The organism is Actinobacillus seminis (genome assembly GCF_002263215.1).
Classification (GTDB): domain Bacteria; phylum Pseudomonadota; class Gammaproteobacteria; order Enterobacterales; family Pasteurellaceae; genus Actinobacillus_B; species Actinobacillus_B seminis.
In genome coordinates this window covers 1-22,293 of the sequence record NZ_NLFK01000005.1, presented here as the reverse complement: position 1 = coordinate 22,293, position 22,293 = coordinate 1, and the positions used below count along the sequence as shown (strand labels likewise).

Here is a 22,293-nt window from a genome sequence, read left to right as displayed (position 1 = left end):
AAACAAACTGTTTAGGAGAAATAATGTATTATCTAATTCTTGCTATTTTTTGTAGTGTTTCTGTTTCCATTTTATTTAAATTCACCAAAAAATATCAAATTGTAACCACACAAATGATCGCTTTTGGTTATGTGGTTGCCTTGTCATTGAGCTATTTTTTATTAGCACCTAATTTTAAAGGACTTACTTTTACCGAATTTTTTGTACAAAGTGAAGCTAAGCCGATCTTTATTAGTTTAGGGATTTTATTGCCTGTCGGTTTTTTAGTGATGTCGAAAGCAGTGGAATATGGCGGTATTATTCGCACAGATGCTGCACAACGTTTGGCATTGTTCTTGCAAATTATCGCTGCAGTTGTGATTTTCGGTGAAACCTTAAGCGATATGCGAATTGTCGGTATCATTGTCGCATTTTTCGCTTTATTTTTCCTATTAAGCAAACCTGCCGGAGGGATAAAAAGTGCGGTCAAAGCCGCTTTTGCTCTTGCCGGCGTTTGGTTAATTTGGGGAGCAACAGGGATTTTATTTAAGAAAATTGCACTAATGGGCGGTGCATTTCCTACAACCTTGTTTATCACTTTTGTTCTAGCCGCCGTGATTATGTTTATCTACCTATTAATCAAACGCACTAATTGGACAGTATCCAGCCTGACTGGTGGCATTATTTTAGGTTGCTTGAATTTCGGTAATATCCTGTTTTATATCTACGCACATCAACATTTCAAAGAAAATCCAACCATTGTTTTTGCCACAATGGATCTCGGCGTAATCTGTCTTGGTACACTAGTCGGTACAACTATATTTAAAGAAAAAATCAGCAAATTCAATGGTATTGGGATCTTATTAGGTCTTGTCGCTATTTTGTTGTTACGGGTTTAGGGAAAATTAAATGACAATCAGCATTCAACAACGTTCTGAACTCCATCGCCAAATTTGGCAAATTGCAAACGAAGTTCGTGGAGCAGTAGATGGTTGGGATTTTAAACAATATGTATTAGGCACACTGTTTTATCGCTTCATCAGTGAAAATTTTGCCGCCTATATTGAGCAAGGTGATGAAAATATTGATTACGCTACATATTCAGATGAAGACATTGATGCATTTGGTATCAAAGAAGATGCCATCAAAACCAAAGGCTATTTTATTTATCCGAGTCAATTATTTAAAAATGTCGCTAAAAATGCCTTACAAAACAAAAATCTGAATATTGAACTGGCAAATATTTTTACCGATATTGAAAGTTCTGCGGTGGGTTTTGCTTCTGAAGATGATATTAAAGGATTGTTTGCTGACTTTGATACTAAAAGTAACCGTTTGGGGAATACGGTTGAAGATAAAAATAAACGACTTGCAGCGGTATTAAAAGGCGTTGAAGCGTTAAATTTCGGGGAATTTGCGGATAATCAGATCGATCTTTTTGGTGATGCCTATGAGTTTTTGATTTCCAACTATGCTTCCAATGCAGGTAAATCCGGCGGTGAATTTTTTACGCCGCAAAATGTGTCTAAACTGATTTCACAACTTGCTCTACACGGTCAAAGTGCGGTCAATAAAATCTACGATCCTGCGTGCGGTTCAGGTTCTTTATTGCTCCAAGCCAAAAAGCAGTTTGATGATCATTTAATTGAAGAAGGTTTCTTTGGGCAGGAAATTAACCATACCACCTATAACCTCGCTCGAATGAATATGTTCTTGCATAATATCAATTATGACAAATTCCATATTGAACTAGGCGATACCTTAATCAATCCAAAATTAAAAGATGATAAACCTTTTGATGCTATTGTTTCTAATCCCCCTTATTCGATTAAATGGATTGGCTCAGATGACCCAACCTTAATTAACGATGAACGTTTCGCACCGGCAGGTATTCTTGCCCCAAAATCCAAAGCCGATTTTGCCTTTATTCTGCACGCCTTAAATTACCTTTCTGCAAAAGGGCGTGCTGCGATTGTCACTTTCCCCGGCATTTTCTATCGCAGTGGTGCAGAGCAAAAAATTCGTCAATATCTCATTGAGCAAAATGTTGTAGAAACTGTGATTGCACTACCGCCAAATCTGTTCTTTGGCACAAGTATTGCAACGAATATTTTGGTGCTTTCCAAACATAAAACCGATACTAAAACCCAATTTATTGACGCAAGTGGTCTCTTTAAAAAAGAAACCAACAACAATGTACTGACTAATGAGCATATTGCGGAAATCTTAAGACTCTTTGCGGATAAAGTTGATGTTGAGCATCTCGCAAAATCTGTCGAAAACAGCCAAATTGCGGATAATGAGTACAATTTAGCAGTAAGTTCTTATGTGGAGCAAAAAGATACCCGAGAAGTGATTAACATCACCGAGCTTAATACCGAAATTAGCGAAACTGTTGCTAAAATTGACCGCTTGCGGGCAGATATTGATGCCATTGTAGCGGAGATTGAAAAATCATAACCAAAATAGAAGGGGCTTTAGTCCATCAAAAACAATCGGTTTTATGATGATGGGCTAAAGCCCATCCTACAGAGTTACGGAAACCATAGTTTAAAATCCTATGACTGATAGAAAGTGGCATTTTTCTATCGATGAGAATGACAATACTGATAGAAAATGGCATTTTTCTATCGATGAGAGTCACAATACTGATAGAAAATGGCATTTTTCTATCGATGAGAGTCACAATACTAATAGAAAATGAGTGTGTGTATGCTATTTGATTGTCCTGTTGATGAATTACCATTAGAACCTAACCAATTTGATACTGTTGCAATTTTGAAGAAAGTAACGATTGCAAACCGTGCTTTAGCCGAATTAAAAGGGGTTTTATTTTCCATACCGAATCAAGCAATTCTTTTAAACACATTATCATTACAAGAAGCAAAACATAGCTCTGAAATTGAGAATATCATTACAACTCAAGATGAGCTATTTAAAGCTGATTTGAATGCAGAATATTTTAGTAATCCGGCAGCTAAAGAAGTACAACAATACAGTTTTGCGTTACATTATGGTTTCTCTGAAATTCAAAAAGATAAGATTATTCGCCTTAAAACACTCATCGGTATTCAAAATCGTTTAGAGGAAAATAAAGCCGGTCTTAGATCAATTCCGGGAACAGAATTAAAAAATTCTCGAACCGGTAAAGTTATTTATACTCCACCGCAACATAAAGATGATGTGGAAAGGTTGATGAATAATCTGATTGAGTTTATTAATGATGAAACGATAATGCCGGATACCGATCCATTGATAAAAATGGCAATTATCCACCATCAATTTGAAAGTATTCACCCTTTTTATGATGGAAATGGTAGAACAGGACGAATTTTGAATATCTTATATCTTGTGCAACAAGGACTTCTAGATATTCCTGTTTTATATTTAAGTCGGTATTTAATTCAAAATAAACAAAAATACTACCATCATTTACAAAATGTGAGAGATACAGGGCAATGGGAAGAATGGATTTTATATATGTTAGATGCAATCGCAGATACGGCAAAATCAACATTACATCTCATTCAGGAAATCAAACAACAGATGCATTCTTTTAAACATCGTTTGCGAGATGAATTGCCAAAAATTTATAAACAAGAATTGCTTAACCAACTTTTTAAACACCCTTACACTAAAATTGAATTTATAGAAACAGAATTAGGGGTAAGTTGGCAAACGGCTAAACGATATTTAGACGAAATTACAAAAATCGGATTATTAGAGAAAGCTAAAATAGGAAAATATAATTTTTATATTAACAAACCTTTGTTTGAACTTTTCTTAAATTACTAGAGTAAGATGGGCTTTAGCCCATCGAAAACATAGGCTAATACAAAAGGGCGGATGTAATCCCCCCTACAAAAGCATTGTTAAAACATTATTGGGTTAAATACAAAACGTAGGGGCGAATTACATTCGCCACAATCTAAAACAAGCGGTATAAAATCAAGGAAAATTTGCAAAATGAGTAATCGAATTATTGAGAAATTATTAAATGGGGCAGCGGTGGAATGGAAGCCGTTGGGGGAAGTTTGTCATTCGATAAAAACAGGTTTAAATCCAAGACAATTTTTTACATTAAATACACCTGATGCAACTAATTACTATGTAACAATTAGAGAATTACAAAATCATAAAATCATTTTTACTGATAAAACTGATAAATTAAATGATGAAGCGTTGAAATTATGTAATAACCGTTCTAATTTAGAAATTGGAGATATTTTATTTTCTGGAACAGGGACTATTGGAAATGTAGCACTGATTGACAAAGAACCTAGGAATTGGAATATCAAAGAAGGAGTTTATGCCATAAAACCAAAGAAGAATATAATTTTGCCTAAATTCCTTTTATATCTTTTTGAAATAGATTTCATTAGAAAAGATTTTTTAAGTAAATCTGCTGGAGGTACGGTTAAAAGTGTTCCAATGAAGGAATTAGCTAAAATAATAATCCCAATCCCCCCACTCGAAATTCAAGAAAAAATTGTAAAAACACTTGACAAATTCACCGAGCTGGAAGCTACGCTGGAAGCTGAATTAGCACTGCGTAAAAAACAATATCAGTATTACCGAGAAAACCTATTGACATTCCCACAAGATTTAGATAGGGGGTATAACGAAATTGCCAAAGCCTTGTATCACAATACGCCAGTGGTGTTTAAGGCTTTGGGGGAAATGGGTGAATTAATTCGAGGGAATGGATTACAGAAAAAAGATTTTACAGAGACTGGCGTACCTGCAATTCATTATGGGCAGATTTATACTTATTACGGTACTTTTGCAGATAAAACAAAATCTTTCGTTTCTGCGGAATTGGCTAAAAAACTGAAAAAAGCACAAAAAGGTGATGTATTAATTGCAGGAGTAAGTGAAAATGTTGAAGATGTAATGAAACCATTAGGTTGGTTGGGCGATGACATTGTTTTTTCTGGGGATATGTTTGCATTTAGACCTAATAAAAATTTAGATACAAAATATCTTACCTATTTATTGCAGACAGAACATTTTGCAAAATATAAAGAAAAATATGCACTGGGAACGAAAGTTATTCGGCTTAATTCTGCAAATTTACTGAAATATGAAATTCCGGTCCCTGAATTATCTGAACAGCAAAAAATCGTCAATATCCTAGACAAATTCGACAGTCTAACAAATTCAATCAGCGAAGGATTACCAAAAGAAATTGCGTTAAGACGGAAACAATATGAGTATTATCGGGAGCAGTTGTTGGATTTTCCCCGATAATTGATATTTGGGGCGAATGTAATTCGCCCCTAAATGGTGTTTTACGTATATTGGTTGAATTTGTGATTTCCGTAGGGGCGAATTACATTCGCCCAAAAATAAATCAACATAAAATGAAAACAGGTGTAAATAATGAAATTCAATCCTGACATTCATCACAGAAAATCATTACGATTTAAACATTATGATTATCGTCAAAATGGATTATATTTCATTACAATTTGTTGTAAAAATAGACAGTGCCTTTTAGGTAATATCGTTGATGATGAAATGAATTTAAACAATTTGGGTGAAATGGTTAGAAAATGTTGGCTAAAAATCCAAAATTATTATCCACAGGTTAATTTACATCCATTTGTTATTATGCCAAATCATATTCACGGCATTATTGAAATTGCATCGAATGAAAATTGGGGTGAATGTGATTCGCCCCTACACAATCAATCAACATTTAATGGAACATCTCAAACCATAGGTGCAATGATTCGAGGATTTAAGGCTGGTGTAACATCTTGGGCAAGAAAAAACACAGAGCATTATGATATATGGCAACGGAATTATTATGAACACATTATTCGGAATGAAAAATCCTATAATCAAATCATAGAATATATTGAGAATAATCCGATATTGTGGGAACAAGATAGATTTTATAATTCGTGAAATAGAATATAAACTAACCATACCATTGGATATGAAATTGGGGCGAATGTAATTCGCCCCTACAATGGTATTTTATGTGTATCGATTTAGATATGTAATTCCGTAGGGGCGAATCACATTCGCCCCAAAACGAACCGTAACAAAGAGACATAATATGTTAGAAACCACCCCCATCACCGAAACCAATAATTTCATCGTTTTAGATAAATATGAAAAAATCACCCAACCAAGTTCTTTCCAATCTGAATCTGATTTAGAGAAAGAGCTGATTGCTGATTTACAATTTCAGGGATATGAATATCGTCCTGATTTAAACTCGCAACAGGCTTTATTAGACAATGTGCGTGAGCAGTTGGAACGTTTGAATAATGTGCGTTTTTTAGATTCGGAATGGAAACGCTTTCTTGATGAATATCTCGATAAAGCCTCCGAGAACATTATTGAGAAAACCCGAAAAATTCATCAGGATCATATCTATGACTTTGTGTTTGATAATGGGCGTATTCAAAATATCTATTTGTTAGATAAAAAAGAAATTGCCCGTAATAAAGTACAGGTAATCAATCAATTTGAGCAAAGAGGTTCTCATCTTAATCGCTATGATGTAACTATTTTGGTAAATGGCTTGCCGTTGGTACAAATTGAATTGAAAAAGCGTGGGGTGGCAATTCGTGAAGCTTTTAACCAAATTCATCGTTATAGCAAAGAGAGTTTTAATACTGAAAATTCGTTATTTAAGTTTTTACAAATTTTTGTGATTTCAAACGGTACGGATACCCGTTATTTTGCGAATACGACTAAGCGGGACAAAAACAGTTTTGATTTTACGATGAATTGGGCGAAATCGGATAATACTTTGATTAAGGATTTAAAAGATTTTACCGCTACGTTTTTACAGAAAAATACTTTGCTTAATGTGTTGATTCATTATTCGGTATTTGATGTGAATAATACACTTTTAATGATGCGTCCTTATCAAATTGCTGCAACAGAGCGGATTTTATGGAAAATTCGTAGTTCATATTTGGCAAATAATTGGTGTGGTACGGAAAGTGGTGGCTATATTTGGCATACTACAGGTTCGGGGAAAACCCTAACTAGCTTTAAAGCAGCACGCCTTGCCACCGATTTGGATTTTATTGATAAAGTCTTTTTTGTGGTAGATAGAAAAGATTTAGACTATCAAACAATGAAAGAATACCAACGTTTTTCACCTGATAGTGTAAATGGTTCTGAGAGTACATTAGGTTTAAAACGTAATATAGAGAAAGAAGACAATAAAATTATTGTGACTACTATTCAAAAATTGAATAACCTAATGAAATCAGAAGATAATTTAGCAATTTATAAACAGCCTGTGGTATTTATTTTTGATGAATGTCATCGTTCTCAATTTGGTGAAGCTCAAAAAAATCTGAAAAAGAAATTTAAAAAATTCTGTCAGTTTGGTTTTACCGGTACGCCAATTTTTGCTGATAACGCACTGGGTGCGGAAACCACAGCGACAGTTTTTGGCTCGCAGCTACATTCTTATGTCATCACCGATGCTATTCGTGATGAAAAAGTGCTGAAATTTAAGGTGGATTACAATAATGTTCGTCCTAAATTCAAAGAAATTGAATGTGAAAAAAATCAAGAAAAATTGACCGCACTTGAAAATGAACAGGCGTTATTACACCCGGAACGTATTAAGGAAATTACGCAATATATTTTGACCCATTTCAAGCAAAAAACACACCGTTTAAATTCATCAGGAAAAGGGTTTAATGCAATGTTTGCCGTAAGTTCGGTTGAAGCAGCAAAACTGTATTACGAGCAGTTTAAATTGCAACAACAAGCGGTTCAAAATCCGTTAAAAGTTGCAACCATTTTCTCGTTTGCCGCAAATGAAGAGCAAAATGCGATTGGTGAAATTGCCGATGAAACTTTTGAACCTACCGCAATGAATAGTTCGGCAAAAGAATTTTTGAGTTTGGCAATTGATGATTACAATCTTTTATTTAAAACAAATTACGGCGTAGAGAGTAAAGAATTTCAAAACTATTACCGTGATTTAGCAATGCGGGTTAAAAATCAGGAAATCGATTTATTGATTGTGGTTGGAATGTTTTTAACAGGTTTTGATGCCCCAACGTTAAACACTTTATTTGTCGATAAAAATTTGCGTTATCACGGTTTAATGCAAGCCTTTTCCCGTACAAATCGAATTTATGATGCGACTAAGGCATTTGGTAATATCGTGACTTTCCGTGATTTAGAGCAGGATACCATTGATGCCATTACCTTATTTGGTAATAAAAATACGCGTAATGTGGTATTAGAACGCAGCTTTAAAGAATATATGGACGGTTATCAAGATGCTCAGGGAAATTATCATCGAGGTTATAAAGAAGTAGTTAAAGAGCTGCAAACAAAATTCCCTGATCCTGCTCAACTCGAAACTGAGGAAGGTAAAAAAGAGTTTACCAAATTATTTGGTGAATATCTGCGTTTGGAAAATGTGTTGCATAATTACGATGAATTTCACGAGTTAAAAAATACTGAACAGAATGAAAATAGCGTAAAAGAGCCTGATGGCACATATATTGTTGGAAATAATGTGATTTTGCCGGAGAGAAAATTACAAGATTATCGTTCAACATATAATGATATTCGGGAATGGCAGAGAAAACAAAATCAAAATGGTAATGCTGGAAAATCTCAAATTGATTGGAGCGATGTGGTTTTTGAAATCGATTTATTAAAATCACAAGAAATCAATTTAGATTATATTTTAGAATTGATTTTTGAACATAATAAAAAACGCAAAAATAAACCGGCACTCATTGAGGAAATTAGCCGAACCATTCGTTCGAGTTTGGATAACCGAGCAAAAGAAGGGCTGGTTGTTAATTTTATCCATCAAACTGATTTAGATAAAATTCCGGATAAAGCAACTATTATTGAAGAGTTTTTCCTATTTGCTCAGCAAGAGCAAAAAAGAGAGGCGGAGAACTTAATTGAGAGCGAAAATTTAAATATAGATGCAGCAAAACGGTATATAATGACCTCTCTTAAACGAGAATATGCGAGTGAGAACGGTACAGATTTAAATGATATTTTGCCGAAAATGAGTCCGCTTAACCCACAATATAAAATGAAAAAACAGACGGTGTTTGAGAAGATTTCCGCCTTTGTGGAAAAATTTAAGGGGATTGGGGGAAGGTTTTAATAAATTGCACAAAGTGCGGTAAGTTTTTTTAAGGTTTTTGTATATGCAAAATGATTTCAGTTTTTTTATCTACGATTACGAAAGTTTTGGGATTAATCCAGCCACTGACAGACCGGCTCAATTCGCCGGTATTCGTACAGATCAAGATTTTAATATTATTGGCGAGCCTGTAATGTTTTATTGTAAGCAAACCGATGACTATTTACCGTCGCCGGAATCGGTTTTGGTAACCGGTATTACACCGCAAATTTGTAATGAGAAAGGTATTCCCGAACCAGAATTCGCAGAGAAAATTTTAGCTGAATTTAGTCACCCCAACACTTGTATTATGGGGTATAACAATGTCCGTTATGACGATGAGATGACACGTTATACCTTTTATCGTAACTTTATTGATCCCTATGAATACAGTTGGAAAAACGGCAATTCTCGCTGGGATTTAATAGATGTAGTCCGAGCTTGTTACGCTTTACGTCCGGATGGAATAAATTGGGCTTACGATGATGATGGAATGCCGAGTTTTCGTTTGGAAAAATTAACACAGGTAAATGGTATAGAGCATGGTAATGCTCACGATGCAATGGCTGACGTCTATGCCACGATTGCAATGGCAAAATTGATTAAACAAAAACAACCAAAACTTTTTCAATTTTTCTTTGAAAATAGAGGAAAGAGGGAAGTTGAGAAGTTGATTGATATCGCTAATATGAAACCTTTAGTACATGTATCAGGCATGTTGGGTAATTATCGAGGTAATACTAGCTGGGTTGTGCCATTAGCTTGGCATCCTATAAATCAGAATGCCGTTATTGTTTGTGATTTAGCAAAGGATATTGATGATTTATTGGCTAAAAGTGCGGTCGAATTACGTCAAAATTTGTATACACCAAAAGTTGAATTGGAACAACATAATATTTTACCTGTACCGCTTAAATTAGTGCATATTAATAAATGTCCTATTCTTGCTCCTGCAAAAACGTTATTGCCGGAAAATGCAACCAAATTGGGAATTGATCGAGAATTCTGTTTGCAAAATTTGCAAAAACTGCGTCAATCTCCAGATATTCGAGATAAGGTCATTGAAATTTTCCATGATGAAAGAGAAGTAATACACAGTGATAATGTAGAAACTGAGTTATACAATCAGTTTTTCAGTAATAATGATAAAAACAATATGACGATTTTGCGTCAATTATCTCCTGAGAAATTAAACGAGCATAATTTATCTTTTTCAGATAAACGTATCCCGGATTTATTATTTCATTATCGAGCAAGACATTTCTATAAAACGCTTGATCGCTCTGAACAGATAAAATGGCAAAAATATCGCCAACGTAAACTGGAAAAAAGTGCGGTTCAATTTGAGGAAAGTTTACAACGTCTAGTAGAAGAGTATCAAAATAATCCTGAAAAATTATTGTTGTTACAACAAGTATATGAATATGGAGCAACTTTACTTCGTAAGTTATATTGATAATAGCAATATCTAGAAATGCAGGATGAAAAGGTATTTGGTAAATAAAATAAAAGAGACAACGTAACAACTATAATTTTATTTACTAAAATTTATAGAGGAGAAGAGGGTTGAATATTTTAATTGATTTTGATGGTACTTGTGTAACGCATAATTTTCCTGAAATAGGCGAAGATATTGGTGCTGCACAAGTATTAAGAGATTTGGTTAAGAATGGTCATAACTTGATTTTATTCACAATGAGATCGGAAGATTGTTATCTTAATGATGCGTTGGCATGGTTCAAAAATAATGGGATTGATTTATACGCTGTTAATATCAATCCTGAACAATCTAAGTTTACCAGTTCTCCTAAAGCCTATGGAGATCTTATTATTGATGATATTGCATTAGGCATTCCGAAATGGTCCTGCCATTTTTATCGCCCTTGTGTTGATTGGAAATTGGTGTCGGAAATGCTGTATAGTCAAAAATTGCTAACATTTGAACAAATCAATAAATATGATTTTAGTATGAGAAACTATTTATAATTATGGAAATTTGTGGTCTCCAAATAATCCTGAATAGAGACTATGAATGGTACAACGTAACTTTAATAAAAATTTAATGTAAAGTTAAAAAATAATCTAAACTTGCTTTAGATTATTTTTTGACTTCAGCAACTGGAGCGAAGCGAAAGGCGGTAGTTATGGGAATATTAGAAAAAATTGAAGAGCAAGATGATCCAATTCTAAAAGAATATCTGTTGGAGTTAGTCAGACTTGCAAAGCAAATTTCAACCTTGATAGAGTCAGTAGCAGATGAAATGAATACTACTTTATTGGAAGCAATTAAATTAGCTGAAAATCTTAGTGTAGAAAATGAAACAACATTTTTGGTCAAATACGCTGAATATGCCGGACTTTACAGATTACTGAATACATTAAGATTGCTAGATAATCCTAATGCAGAATATTTCCCTCCATTAGAATTACCTAAGTTAATGGAAATGGTTAAAAATAAGCAAGGGATTCATTAAAAATTTAGAAAAGTGCTATGAAATAATAGCCCCGCTCGCAACCTTGTGAGGACGGGGCTATTATTTTATAGCCTTGTATAACACGTTCAATTCTTGTAGCTTGAGATACTGTTATCATTACAGTTGTAAAGCACATTTTTCTTTAAATTTTCTTTACATTTGAGTTGTATAGGTATGCAACTGCCTAAATCAGTCCGTGACAGGTTCGTAAAATCATTATTCTCCCTTGTTTAACTAGTAAAAGTGACCTGTGCATAACTCTGTGATTTGTTTAATCCGTAGTTTCCGCTCACCCAATAACTAATTTCGCATAATGTTTTTTCGGATTATGTTACAATTCGCAGCGCGGTATAATCGCCATTGGCACCGCGCAAGAATTTACACATAATCCGCCATTATGCGAAATTTTAAGTTATTGAATTTATGTCAAATATTACCATTCAGCATATCACACCAAGACATTTTTATGAGGCAGTGAAACTTCTCAAACAAACTGAGCATAATATAAGATTTAGCTATGATACGGTTGAAATTCGTTTTGTTTTTGATAGATTGGAATGCAGAACAGGCTCAAGCAAGATTTGAGAAAATGGAACATTTGGGGGAGTTTTTAACGGAACTGACAAATTCATCAGTTCCTGTTGATTTAGAAGAATTTATAAAACAATATAGATATTAATCAGGGAAGAAATTTTTCAGATAGCTAATATTTATCTCTATCTATATAAAAATATCCTATAAAAATAAGAAATATCGCTATTCCAAAAATCCATTGCCATAGGTTTTCTCCATACCATGCATACATTCCTTCACGACAAAAATCCAATCCGCCACGGTTTGTCTTTTCTCCTTGTACAATACATTTATAAGCTCCAGATTTCCAATTTAAAATAGGAACTATCACTCCTATATAAAAGCTAATGGTAGCAGTCAGCCAGGATAATCTTGTCCAATTTTTATCATATGATTTTAACAGGACATAGACTGAACCTATGAGTAATATCCAAAATAGAAATTTGCTAGAAATTGATTGTAGTATAAAGCTTAGTATATTGTTGGTATCTTGTAGAATATCCATATGAATTTCCTTATATTTCAATGGTTGTTTTTTGTTCAAAAAAGTTCGGAAGTTCTGTTACACCCGAACTTTACCACAATATTCTGCGGTAGTTTTAGAGTTTTTTATTCTCTCTGAATGCTGCATTTGCGATAAATGCTTCTTTCGATTGAGGGTCAATCCTGCCGATCATATCTAATTTAGCTTCGTTAAGATAGTTATCAATCATAAAATTCACCACATCAGTCCATTTAGTGACTTTTCCCGTTTTAGCAGTAATTTCTACAGCCACTCTCTCAATTTTCATATGAGTATCAGGAGGCACACCTAGATTTTTTCGTTTATTCATCTCATTCTCTTTGTTTGTTAATGGTTTCTTGTGAAACTATATAATAGCTCACAAAATTATTTTTTGTTTTGTGAATATTTTCACTTGCTCACAAATGCTTTTTGATTTATTTTATTATCACTTGTGAAACTGTGAGCAATTTATGAATTACTTTATTGACTGGTTAGAGATAGAACAGGATTTCGGAGTTGATATTCCAAATTCAATCCTTTGTTCTATTTTTGATTTTGGAATGATAGGAATTCATTTAGATACCGGTGAAATACAAACAAGTGTGAGAACTGGTACATATCATCATAAAGGTAGTTATTGTGATCAAGTTAGCATAAAAATATCTGGCTCTGTTATTCGTATGTCTGGTAATCCAAGTCGTTGGAATAGGTTAGAAAATCTTTTTGGTTTTGACAGTATAGATAGTAAATTATTTCACTATTTTTTTACGCACCGAGATAAAAAATCTCTAGCAGAACTGATTGACACTGCAAAATTAACACCGCTGGTTCACGTTTCCGGTATGTTGGGCAATTATCGCGGTAATACCAGTTGGGTAGTTCCTTTGGCATGGCATCCGAGCAATCAAAATGCGGTTATTGTATGCGATTTAGCACGCGATATCAGCGACTTATTAACGAAAAGTGCGGTGGAATTACGCGAGATTTTATATACGCCCAAAGTCACGCTTGAAGCGCAAGGTGTGCTGCCGGTTCCGTTAAAATTGGTGCATATTAATAAATGTCCGATTTTAGCGCCGGCGAAAACCTTATTACCTGAAAACGCGCAACGTTTGGGCATTGATCGCGACTTTTGTTTGCAAAATTTGGCTAAACTGCGCCAAATTAATATTCGGGATAAAGTAATTGAAATTTTTAATGATGATCGGTCATTTGAACCCGGTGAAAATGTAGAAACGGAATTATACAGCGGCTTTTTTGGTTATAACGATAAAAATAATATGGCGATTTTGCGCGATTTACCGCCGGAAAGATTATCAGATCATCAATTAACTTTCCAAGACAAGCGCATAGCACCCTTGTTATTTCATTATCGTGCCAGACATTTTTATAAAACCTTGACGCGTACAGAACAGCTGCAATGGCAAAGATACCGCCGGCGAAAGCTGGAAAAAAGTGCGGTACAATTTGAGCAAGATTTGCAAAAACTGGCTCAAGAACAGCAAGATAACCCGGAAAAATTAGCGTTGTTGCAGCAAGTGTATGAATATGGCGTGAAATTATTGGGATGATGAGTGACATCGTCACAAAAAAGAAGTAAATAAAATATTTACCAGATATCGGATTATTTGTGTTTTTATCAAAATTTACTTGACATTTATATAGTGAGGTTAAAATGCAAAACAAAACAAAACAAAACAAAACAAAACAAAACAAAACAAAACAAAACAAAACAAAACAAAACAAAACAAAACAAAACGTAGTTTAAAATCAATCGCTTGCCTGTCAAGCCTTTTTGAAAATAAAAAGGCGGTGGCATAATGGCAGGTAACAAAAATCTTCACCGCGCTAACCGTGAGAAAAATGACGAGTTTTACACTCAACTTGTCGATATTGAAAACGAATTACGCCATTACACTCAACATTTCAAAGACAAAATTATTTTCTGCAACTGTGACGATCCGGAAGAGAGTAATTTTTTCCGTTATTTTGCACTCAATTTTGAACATCTTGGCATTAAAAAACTCATTGCCACGCATTTTGACGCAGAGCACCCCACTTACAAATTAGAAATTGACCGTGAATTAGATTTAAATGCAGATGGCAAAATTGATTTTGCCGACATTAAGCGTATTCATTTAACGCAAAACGGTGATTTTCGTAGCCCTGAATGTGTAGAAATTCTCAAACAAGCGGATATTGTGATTACAAACCCACCTTTCTCCCTATTCCGTGAATATGTCGCACAGTTAATGGAATATAAGAAAAAATTTGTGATTGTAGGTAATCAAAATGCAATTACTTATAAAGAAACCTTTAAGCTAATTAAAGAAAATAAAATTTGGCTAGGCAATAAAAGTGGCGATATGGCATTTAAAGTACCGGATTCTTACGAAGAAAAAGCAACGCGCTATTGGCAAGATGAAACCGGACAAAAATGGCGTAGTTTGGGAAATATTTGTTGGTTCACCAATTTAGAGCACGCCAAACGGCACGAAGAATTATTGCTTTATAAAACTTATTCGCCCGAAGAATATCCTAAATATGATAATTATGATGCGATTGAAGTCAATAAAGTAAAAGATATTCCGATGGATTACGATGGTGCAATGGGAGTCCCGATTACTTTTTTGGATAAATATAATCCTAATCAATTTGAAATTATTGGTCAAACGCATAGTGGAGATACAAGCCAAGAAACTGATCATTTACGATTGGATATGAAAAATAGGCATCGTGGATTGATAGGCGGAAAGCAATTATATGCCCGTATTTTAATTAAGCGTAAATGACAAAAGGATAAAATGAGTATGAAAATCGAATTAGCTAAAATCAAAATACGTGATTTGGTCGCTGATTATACCGACACTGCCGAAAACGGCGTAACAGGTTATCACGGCAAACTAGATATTCGCCCCAAATATCAGCGTGAATTTGTCTATAAAGAAGCACAACGTAATGCCGTGATTGATACGGTTCGTAAAGGTTTTCCGCTTAATGTGATGTACTGGGTAAAACGTGAAGATGGCACATTTGAAGTATTAGACGGACAGCAACGGACGATTTCTATTTGCCAATTTGTCAAAGGCGATTTTCGGTTGAATATCAATATTTTCATAATCTCCCCAAAGACAAACAAGACGTATTTTTGGATTATGAATTAACTGTTTATCAATGCGAGGGAACGGATAGCGAAAAGCTGGAATGGTTTAAGACGATCAATATTGCAGGCGAAAAACTGACCGACCAAGAGTTACGTAATGCGGTTTATGCGGGCAGTTGGCTAACCGATGCTAAACGCTATTTTTCAAAATCAGGTTGTGTAGCATCCAACCTAGGCGATAAATATGTCAAAGGTTCGCCTATTCGCCAAGAGTTATTGCAAACAGCATTAGAATGGATTTACTGCACCGAAAATGACACTGAAAATAAGCCACATAAAAGCATTGAAAGCTATATGGCATTGCATCAACACGATGAGCACTCCACGAAATTATGGAATTATTTTCAGTCAGTGATTAACTGGGTAAAAAATACATTTCCAACTTATCGCAAAGAGATGAAAGGCTTGGAATGGGGAGTGTTTTATAATCAATTTAAAGATACTGATTTAAATCCAACCGCACTTGAAAATGAAATCAAAACCTTAATGGAAGATGATGAAGTCAGTAAAAAAGCTGGAGTTTATGCTTATGTGCTAACACGAGATGAACGTTACTTGAATTTACGCACTTTTAGCGATAAAGATAAGCGGATTTTGTTTGAACGACAAAAAGGCGTTTGTCCGTATTGCAAACAGATGTTTGAAATTACTCAAATGGAAGCTGATCACATTACCCCTTGGTCGCAAGGCGGTAAGACAGATTTGAGCAATGGGCAAATGTTGTGTAAAGGCTGTAATCGTAAGAAAAGTGATCAATAGAATAGCGGTTATAGATAAAAGGGGAAACTAAATTTCCCCTTTATTAGTTTGAGATAAATTAACTCGATGCTTTTTTCTGCTCAAAATCCGCTAATGCGGCATCAAATTGTTCTGCGACTTGCGGATGTACCGGCGCAAAGATAGAGGAGGTGAGTGTAATAAAGGAACAGATAAGGAAGCCGGGGATAATCTCGTAAAGTTTTGCTAAATCTGCCCAACCAAGATACTTCATTAATGGAGACCAAGCGACAACGGTGACTGAGCCGGATAACATTCCCCATAACGCGGCTTTTGAGCTGATGTTACGGTTAAATAAGGACAGAATCACCACCGGACCGAATGCGGCGCCAAAGCCTGCCCAAGCATAAGATACTAATCCCATCACTTTAGAGTTCGGATCTTGAGCAATAAGAATTGCCACGACTGAGATGATTAATACCATAATCCGTCCAATCCACACCAATTCTTGCGTAGAGGCATCTTTGCGGATAAAGCCTTTGTAGAAATCTTCGGTGATTGCCGCGGAACACATTAATAATTGCGCCGATAACGTACTCATTACCGCCGCTAAAATTGCCGATAATACAATGCCGACAATCCATGGGTTAAACATTAATTTGGATAATTCGATAAAAATCGCTTCACTATTATCCAAGGCAATATTATTGACCGTAAAATAGGCTAAACCGAAATAGCCAACCGCCACCGCACCGCCTAAGCATAAAAACATCCAAGTAATCCCGATGGTTCTCGCTTTATCCAAAGCCTGTACTGAGCTTGCCGCCATAAAACGGGCAAGGATATGCGGTTGACCAAAGTAGCCCAATCCCCAAGCTAAAGCGGAAATGACGCCGATACCGGAAACATTATACAACCAATCGGAATATGGGATTTGGGTGAGTTGTGATTTGGCTTCCAACGCTACTCCAATCTCATCCCAACTAAGATGAATTAACACCATAACCGGGGCTAATAATAGAGCAAAAATCATCAAGGTTGCTTGAATTGTGTCGCTCCAAGAAACAGCCAAATAACCGCCGATAAAGGTGTAAATGATGGTCGCTAATGCGCCGAGCCAAAGTGCGCCGGAATATTCCAAACCAAGCAAACTTTGAAACAACTTCGCACCGGCAACCACACCGGAGGCACAATAAATAGTAAAGAAAAACAAGATAATAGAAGATGAAATAATTTTTAATGCTTTTTTTCGGCGAGGGAAACGTTGTGCAAAAAATTCCGGTAACGTTAAAGCGTTGTTGTAGCTTTCGGTAAAAATCCGTAAGCGCGCCGCGACTACTCGGTAATTTAAATACGCTCCGATCGTTAAGCCGATAGCAATCCAAGCTTCGGATAAACCAAAGGTAAAAATGGCACCGGGCAGCCCCATCAATAACCAACCGGACATATCGGATGCACCGGCGGACATGGCGGTTACAAAGCCGCCCATACGACGTCCACCCAAAATATAGTCGTCAAAGTTTTTCGTTGAACGATAAGCATACACGCCAATGCCTAAAATAATCACTAAATAGAGACCAAAGGTGATATAAATTTGATAATTTTGCATAATTACGCTCCTAAATTATTGTTCTTCCATCGCCATTAAAGAGGCGTTTCCACCGGCGGCAGTGGTATTTTCGCTACGTGAAAATTCGTCAAATAACAATAAGGTGTCTTGCTCTTGCTGCCAATCAACACATTTAAAAATCGCCTTGCTATGTTCAGCCAGCCAAATCCGTTGCGCTTGACTTAATGGCGCAAGATAAATTCCTTTTTGGCAGGTACCTAATTCCGTTGATACGCGAATACCTTTGTCAGCTATATTTGCAAGCGGATGATTTGGTTCCACCAAAATACGAAAGCCTTGGGATAGTAATTTATCTGCTGCATTTCGTGCTTGTTCCAAATTCCCGTTTAAAATAGCCACTTCGCAAGGCAAATAGGCTAAGGAGTTTTCTTCACCGGTGATACTCGGTACAATCGGACGTTGATGGACTAAATGTGATGCTTGTCCAAACTCGCTGTAGTAGCGTTTCGCTTGGGTTAAGCGTTGTAAATAAAATTCGCCACCGGCTTTCGGACCGGTTCCGGATAATCCATGCCCACCAAAAGGTTGAACGCCGACAACCGCACCGATAATATTGCGGTTTACATAAAAATTCCCACATTTTAATTGATTTTCCACCAAGTCAACTTGCTTTAGAATGCGACTATGGCAACCGCCAGTTAAAGCATATCCTTTATTGTTGACCTCATCAATACGCGTCGATAATTCAGATTTTTGGTAGGTGACAATATGTAAAATTGGTCCAAAAACCTCTTGGTTAAGTTGTGATAAATCGGCGAGCTGATAAATCGCTGGGGCGACAAAGTGACCATCTGTCGGCGTATCTAATTCGACGTAACGTTGTGCAATTTGGCGCATTTTCGCTTTGTGTTGCTCCAAACGCTGTTTTGCCTCCAAATCGATCACCGGTCCAATATCCGTAGCTAAAAATTGCGGATTACCGATTGACAATTCTTGCATAGCTTGCGTTAGCATTGGGTAAATTTTTTCTGCGATATCTTCTTGTAACAACAAGATACGCAACGCGGAACAACGTTGACCGGCTGAATCAAAGGCGGAAGTTAATACATCTGCCACCACTTGTTCCGGCAAGGCAGAGGAGTCCACAACCAAAACATTTTGCCCACCGGTTTCTGCGATCAATAAAGGTTCATCATCACGTCGCGCCAATTGCGTATTAATAAATTTTGCTACTTCCGTTGAACCGGTAAAGACGACCGCATTAAATGGTTGTTTAACCAATTCTGCGCCTAACTCACCATCACCTAACACTAATTGCAACGCGGAGCGGGGAAGTCCGGCTTGGTAAAATAATTGCACTGCGGCAAAGGCAATTAATAAAGTTTGTTCTGCCGGTTTAGCAATTACCACATTTCCCGCCGCTAAATTGGCGGAAATTTGCCCAGTGAAAATCGCTAATGGGAAATTCCATGGGGAAATACAGAGCGCTTTGCCTCGTGGTTCGGCTAATTGATCTAAACTTGCCAATTTTTCCAATTGCGCCGCATAATAACGTAGAAAATCTACAGCTTCGCGCACTTCGCCAATAGCATTCGGTAAGGTTTTGCCCGCTTCTAAAACCGCTAATTTCATTAATAAAGCATAATTTTGTTCATAAAGATCTGCGGTTTTGCGTAAAATCGTCGCTTTTTCCACCGCGCTTTTGGCTTTCCATTCATCAGTAGTTGCAGCATTGAAAACGCTTTTTGCCTGTTCTGTCTTTAAAAATTGAATTTTCGCCAGCGGTTGCTGCGTAGCAGGATTGAAAACATTCCGTGCGGGAGCATGAAAGCTTGCATCTTCTTGCGCTGTGATATTCAGCAAAGAATATGCATTTTCAATTTGACTTGCGTTTAATTCTTGCTCCAATTTTGCTAATTCAATTTCATTCGTTAAATCAAAGCCATAGGAATTTTTGCGATCAGAAAACAGTTTATCCGCTGTTTGTACTGCTAAATTTGGCAACCCTTGAGATGAGGCATAAATCTTCCAAGGCGGCACCACCAAATGCTCGGCAGGAATATTTTCATCCACTAATTGATGCACAAAAGAGGAGTTGGCACCATTTTCCAATAGGCGACGAACCAAATAAGCCAGTAAAGTTTCATGAGTACCGACCGGTGCATAAATCCGCACCGGGCGATCAAAATTTTCTTTGCCGGCAATATTGTCATACAAGGTTTCGCCCATGCCATGTAAGCATTGGAACTCAAATTTTTTGCCTTTGCCTAACTCATTGATCGTACAAAGTGTTTGTACATTATGGGTGGCAAATTGCGGATAAATCACATCTTGCGCCACAAGCAATTTTTTCGCACAGGCAAGATAGGAAATATCAGTGTGATTTTTTCGAGTATAAAGAGGGAAGGCATTTAATCCATCAGTTTGCGCCCATTTAATTTCGCTGTCCCAATAAGCACCTTTTACCAATCTGATCATCAAATACGCCTGCTTTTCTCTCGCTAAGGTAATCAAATAGTCAATCACTTTCGGGCAACGTTTAGAATAAGCTTGGATCACAAAACCAATTCCGCGATAACCTTGTAATTCCGGTTCATCCAATAATTTTTCAACTAAATCAAGGGATAGTTCGAGGCGGCCGGCTTCTTCCGCATCAATGTTAACACTAATATTATATTGGTTTGCTAATACAAAAAGTTGTTTAATGCGAGGATAAAGTTCATTCATTACGCGCTCATATTTGGCACGATAATATTTGGGATGAAGCGCTGAAAGTTTGATAGAAACACTATTGGCGCGAAAAATATCTTTTCCTTGCGCCTCTTCGCCAACTGCTTTGATAGCATTAATATAATCTTGGAAATAGCGATCGGCGTCCTTCATAGTCATAGCCGCTTCGCCCAACATATCAAAAGAAAAACTATAGCCTTTTTTACTTTTTACGAATACGCTCAAGGGCATCATTTATTGTGATACCGGTGACAAATTGTTGTCCCAAAATTTTCATGGCACGTAACATTGCCAAGCGCATTAAAGGGGTAGTGAGACGAGTGAGGGTTTTGGTGAGGGCATTGGAGAGCTGTTGATCATCTAAGTTACTAATATTTTTTCCCAGCAGCAGCCCATAACTGGCAGCATTAATAAAGAAAGAATTCGACTTACCAATGTGGGATTTCCAATCACCCTCTTTCAATTTATCAGAAATTAACTCATCACGTGTTTGATCATCAGGAATACGCAATAATGCTTCCGCTAAACACATTAACGCAATACCTTCTTCATCACCAAGGGAAAATTCTTGCATCAAGGCATCAACACCATATTGTTTTTGCTTAATCTTGCGCACTTTTTGAATTAATTCAACCGCATTTTGCGTAATCGTCTTTTCTTGCTCAGGCGTGAAAATAAGTGTTTTTTGCAAATTATCGACCGCAATTTTTTCATCAATTCGATAGTATTGAGTAATTTCCCGACGTAAATCAGAGAGGGGATTTGCGAGTTGAAAAGTCATAAGACCTCCAATGAAATTTTTTGTTAATGAACCGTTAATTAATATCATAAACTCACAACAAGTAAATGGATTTATTTCGCTTTTGTGAAAGGGATCACAAATAATTTTTTACCATAAAGCAAGGTGTAAAGGCTAAAAATACACCAAAAGCAATTGAAAAATAACAGTAAAAACAAAAAGATAAAAATAGTAACAAAGATTTTAAATTTAAAGGTGACCTTGTCACATGAGAATTTGATGTATTTTATATGAGTTAATAAAATGTAAAAAAGCTAAATTTCCTGACTTTGCTTATCGACTATCATGAAATACATTTTTTCAGAAATAACAAAGCTAACAGCATTTTAATTATCTGTACATTTCTGTACTTTTTATCCTGATTTTTCATCAGAATTCACGTAGCGTTATCAACATTTATTCTCAATCTTATTTTTTCAAAATAGAGCCAATATTTCTGATAAAAAAATAACCGCACTTTAATTGATTTCGTTAAGCAAAAATTTCCTTAAGTTATATTTACATTTCTAAATTTACGTGAATATCTTGTGTATTTTTACTGTGACAAGGTCTTGATATGCCGGATTTTATCCATCCATGGTAGTATTTGTGACCTGTGCATAAGTCTGTGATTTGTTTAATCCGTAGTTTTTACTAACCTT

Annotated in this window: 16 protein-coding genes and 1 pseudogene; 13 read left to right on the top strand and 4 right to left on the bottom strand. The window is 36.0% G+C overall.

Annotated elements, in window-relative coordinates; all coding sequences use genetic code 11:
* The first annotated feature begins 23 nt into the window (after positions 1–23).
* From CFY87_RS05820 to CFY87_RS05780, 9 genes are all read left to right on the top strand, one after another.
* Positions 24–878 (top strand): EamA family transporter, encoded by an 855-nt coding sequence (locus CFY87_RS05820; RefSeq protein WP_094946305.1) that lies wholly within the window; start codon positions 24–26, stop codon positions 876–878.
* Positions 879–888: 10 nt separating this feature from the next.
* Positions 889–2,439, top strand: coding sequence for a type I restriction-modification system subunit M (locus CFY87_RS05815; RefSeq protein WP_094946304.1), 1,551 nt, complete (start codon positions 889–891; stop codon positions 2,437–2,439).
* A 252-nt stretch (positions 2,440–2,691) separates the two neighbouring features.
* Positions 2,692–3,774: a Fic family protein gene (locus CFY87_RS05810; RefSeq protein ID WP_094946303.1), complete on the top strand. Its 1,083-nt coding sequence runs from the start codon at positions 2,692–2,694 to the stop codon at positions 3,772–3,774.
* Between the two features lie 171 nt (positions 3,775–3,945).
* Complete coding sequence (locus tag CFY87_RS05805; RefSeq protein ID WP_094946302.1) at positions 3,946–5,229, top strand: restriction endonuclease subunit S; 1,284 nt, start codon at positions 3,946–3,948, stop codon at positions 5,227–5,229.
* Between the two features lie 132 nt (positions 5,230–5,361).
* Positions 5,362–5,892, top strand: coding sequence for a transposase (locus tag CFY87_RS05800; protein ID WP_094946301.1), 531 nt, complete (start codon positions 5,362–5,364; stop codon positions 5,890–5,892).
* A gap of 154 nt (positions 5,893–6,046) precedes the next feature.
* Positions 6,047–9,103 carry a type I restriction endonuclease subunit R gene (locus CFY87_RS05795; protein WP_094946300.1) on the top strand — a complete coding sequence of 1,019 codons (3,057 nt, stop codon included), beginning with the start codon at positions 6,047–6,049 and terminating at the stop codon, positions 9,101–9,103.
* Between the two features lie 43 nt (positions 9,104–9,146).
* Positions 9,147–10,577, top strand: coding sequence for an exodeoxyribonuclease I (gene sbcB, locus CFY87_RS05790; protein ID WP_012340505.1), 1,431 nt, complete (start codon positions 9,147–9,149; stop codon positions 10,575–10,577).
* Between the two features lie 110 nt (positions 10,578–10,687).
* Positions 10,688–11,107 carry a hypothetical protein gene (locus CFY87_RS05785; protein WP_094946299.1) on the top strand — a complete coding sequence of 140 codons (420 nt, stop codon included), beginning with the start codon at positions 10,688–10,690 and terminating at the stop codon, positions 11,105–11,107.
* A gap of 158 nt (positions 11,108–11,265) precedes the next feature.
* The gene (locus tag CFY87_RS05780) at positions 11,266–11,595 is read left to right on the top strand and encodes a hypothetical protein (protein ID WP_094946298.1); all 330 of its coding nucleotides are present in this window, start codon (positions 11,266–11,268) and stop codon (positions 11,593–11,595) included.
* Positions 11,596–12,298: 703 nt separating this feature from the next.
* On the opposite strand, the gene CFY87_RS05770 is transcribed toward CFY87_RS05780, so the two are convergent.
* Both CFY87_RS05770 and CFY87_RS05765 read right to left on the bottom strand, forming a co-directional pair.
* Positions 12,299–12,673, bottom strand: coding sequence for a hypothetical protein (locus CFY87_RS05770; protein ID WP_094946297.1), 375 nt, complete (start codon positions 12,671–12,673; stop codon positions 12,299–12,301).
* Positions 12,674–12,767: 94 nt separating this feature from the next.
* Positions 12,768–13,001: a hypothetical protein gene (locus CFY87_RS05765; RefSeq protein ID WP_059245944.1), complete on the bottom strand. Its 234-nt coding sequence runs from the start codon at positions 12,999–13,001 to the stop codon at positions 12,768–12,770.
* A 142-nt stretch (positions 13,002–13,143) separates the two neighbouring features.
* On the opposite strand from CFY87_RS05765, the gene sbcB (CFY87_RS05760) reads away from it, so the two are divergent.
* The 4 genes from sbcB (CFY87_RS05760) (at position 13,144) to CFY87_RS05750 (ending at position 16,595) form a co-directional block, all read left to right on the top strand.
* Positions 13,144–14,244: an exodeoxyribonuclease I gene (sbcB, locus tag CFY87_RS05760; RefSeq protein ID WP_094946296.1), complete on the top strand. Its 1,101-nt coding sequence runs from the start codon at positions 13,144–13,146 to the stop codon at positions 14,242–14,244.
* 249 nt (positions 14,245–14,493) lie between these two features.
* Positions 14,494–15,465, top strand: a complete 972-nt coding sequence (locus tag CFY87_RS05755; RefSeq protein WP_094946295.1) for an adenine-specific methyltransferase EcoRI family protein — start codon at positions 14,494–14,496, stop codon at positions 15,463–15,465.
* 18 nt (positions 15,466–15,483) lie between these two features.
* Positions 15,484–15,837 (top strand): DUF262 domain-containing protein, encoded by a 354-nt coding sequence (locus tag CFY87_RS11935; protein WP_236757366.1) that lies wholly within the window; start codon positions 15,484–15,486, stop codon positions 15,835–15,837.
* Positions 15,822–16,595: an HNH endonuclease gene (locus CFY87_RS05750; protein ID WP_201793242.1), complete on the top strand. Its 774-nt coding sequence runs from the start codon at positions 15,822–15,824 to the stop codon at positions 16,593–16,595. Before CFY87_RS11935 ends, CFY87_RS05750 begins: the two co-directional genes overlap by 16 nt.
* 58 nt (positions 16,596–16,653) lie before the next feature.
* Here CFY87_RS05750 and putP read toward each other — a convergent pair whose 3' ends face one another.
* A complete protein-coding gene (gene putP / locus CFY87_RS05745; RefSeq protein ID WP_094946294.1) occupies positions 16,654–18,162 on the bottom strand; it encodes a sodium/proline symporter PutP in 1,509 nt (502 codons plus the stop codon).
* 15 nt (positions 18,163–18,177) lie between these two features.
* Positions 18,178–21,634: pseudogene (putA, locus tag CFY87_RS05740) on the bottom strand (bifunctional proline dehydrogenase/L-glutamate gamma-semialdehyde dehydrogenase PutA).
* Positions 21,635–22,293: the final 659 nt, after the last annotated feature.

What these genes read in the sequence shown, in the direction of transcription:
- CFY87_RS05820 (WP_094946305.1), top strand. Translation starts at nt 24, where the DNA reads ATGTATTATCTAATTCTTGCTATTTTTTGTAGTGTTTCTGTTTCCATT.
- CFY87_RS05815 (WP_094946304.1), top strand. Translation starts at nt 889, where the DNA reads ATGACAATCAGCATTCAACAACGTTCTGAACTCCATCGCCAAATTTGG.
- CFY87_RS05810 (WP_094946303.1), top strand. Translation starts at nt 2,692, where the DNA reads ATGCTATTTGATTGTCCTGTTGATGAATTACCATTAGAACCTAACCAA.
- CFY87_RS05805 (WP_094946302.1), top strand. Translation starts at nt 3,946, where the DNA reads ATGAGTAATCGAATTATTGAGAAATTATTAAATGGGGCAGCGGTGGAA.
- CFY87_RS05800 (WP_094946301.1), top strand. Translation starts at nt 5,362, where the DNA reads ATGAAATTCAATCCTGACATTCATCACAGAAAATCATTACGATTTAAA.
- CFY87_RS05795 (WP_094946300.1), top strand. Translation starts at nt 6,047, where the DNA reads ATGTTAGAAACCACCCCCATCACCGAAACCAATAATTTCATCGTTTTA.
- sbcB (WP_012340505.1), top strand. Translation starts at nt 9,147, where the DNA reads ATGCAAAATGATTTCAGTTTTTTTATCTACGATTACGAAAGTTTTGGG.
- CFY87_RS05780 (WP_094946298.1), top strand. Translation starts at nt 11,266, where the DNA reads ATGGGAATATTAGAAAAAATTGAAGAGCAAGATGATCCAATTCTAAAA.
- CFY87_RS05770 (WP_094946297.1), bottom strand. Translation starts at nt 12,673, where the DNA reads ATGGATATTCTACAAGATACCAACAATATACTAAGCTTTATACTACAA.
- CFY87_RS05765 (WP_059245944.1), bottom strand. Translation starts at nt 13,001, where the DNA reads ATGAATAAACGAAAAAATCTAGGTGTGCCTCCTGATACTCATATGAAA.
- sbcB (WP_094946296.1), top strand. Translation starts at nt 13,144, where the DNA reads ATGAATTACTTTATTGACTGGTTAGAGATAGAACAGGATTTCGGAGTT.
- CFY87_RS05755 (WP_094946295.1), top strand. Translation starts at nt 14,494, where the DNA reads ATGGCAGGTAACAAAAATCTTCACCGCGCTAACCGTGAGAAAAATGAC.
- CFY87_RS11935 (WP_236757366.1), top strand. Translation starts at nt 15,484, where the DNA reads ATGAAAATCGAATTAGCTAAAATCAAAATACGTGATTTGGTCGCTGAT.
- putP (WP_094946294.1), bottom strand. Translation starts at nt 18,162, where the DNA reads ATGCAAAATTATCAAATTTATATCACCTTTGGTCTCTATTTAGTGATT.